This is a genomic window from Thiocystis violacea, assembly GCF_016583575.1.
In the GTDB taxonomy this organism is placed as follows: Bacteria; Pseudomonadota; Gammaproteobacteria; order Chromatiales; family Chromatiaceae; genus Thiocystis; species Thiocystis violacea.
The window spans coordinates 1-937 of record NZ_NRRG01000154.1; the positions used below are offsets into that span (position 1 = coordinate 1).

The following is a 937-nucleotide window of genomic DNA, read 5'->3' on the forward strand; positions in this document are numbered from 1 at the left end:
CGCTTCTTCGGGCGAACACACCCCGCGCTGTTCGAGCAGATCCTCCTGCGTGTGCCCTTGCCGCCGCGACCGCGACGCCGACGGCCACGCCCGCCGAAACGACCCTATCTGATGCCGGTCGCGGCCTCAGGGCGGTGGTCGGGATAATGAACAAGGCCCCGCGATGGGTCGGCTTGAGCGGCTTGTTATGCGCCAACCATTAACGTACATTTAGTTGTACGACTGAACCACGGGAGGCCCTGCCGTGAACACGATTACTTATTCGGAAGTGCGCGCTAAGCTAGCCGAGACGATGGAAAAAGTGTGCGATGACCACGCACCAATGATTGTTACCCGAAAGAACTCCCGATCCGTGGTGATGATTTCCCTCGATGACTACCAAGCCTTGGAAGAAACAGCCTATTTGCTTCGCAGCCCTAAGAGTTCCCAAAGGCTGCTCGAATCGATTGCTGAACTTGAGAATGGTGGTGGTACCGAGCGGGCATTGACTGAATGAAACTGATTTTTCAGAACACGCATGGGACGATTACTTGTATTGGCAGCGCATGGATAAGAAGTTGGTCAAAAGAATCAACCTGCTCATACAAGACATTCAGCGTACCCCTTTCGAGGGAATTGGCAAGCCCGAACCATGGAAGCATGCGTTATCAGGTTATTGGTCTCGCAGAATAGACGACGAACATCGGCTTGTTTACAAGGTGGAAACTGATTCTATTCTCATCGCTCAGCTTAGAGGATGTCTAAAAACTAAACCCTTGATTTCAAAGAGCCTGGCACCATAAAGTCCGCCAAATCTATACAAAATACGGATTCTAATTCGCGGATTATGATGACTTCAGACCTGGAAAAATGGCCTTTGAGATATCCGAGCGACCTTTCCGATGAAGAATGGGAAGTCCTTCGGCCAATCTTTGACGAACTTGAACCTTATAAGACT

Annotated in this window: 2 protein-coding genes; both read left to right on the top strand. The window is 50.8% G+C overall.

The annotated features are described in order from the left end of the window. The first annotated feature begins 244 nt into the window (after nucleotides 1-244). A complete protein-coding gene (locus CKO27_RS23925) occupies nucleotides 245-496 on the top strand; it encodes a type II toxin-antitoxin system prevent-host-death family antitoxin (RefSeq protein ID WP_200377409.1) in 252 nt (83 codons plus the stop codon). Continuing rightward, a complete protein-coding gene (locus CKO27_RS23930; RefSeq protein WP_276570210.1) occupies nucleotides 489-782 on the top strand; it encodes a Txe/YoeB family addiction module toxin in 294 nt (97 codons plus the stop codon). Before CKO27_RS23925 ends, CKO27_RS23930 begins: the two co-directional genes overlap by 8 nt. Nucleotides 783-937 lie beyond the last annotated feature (155 nt).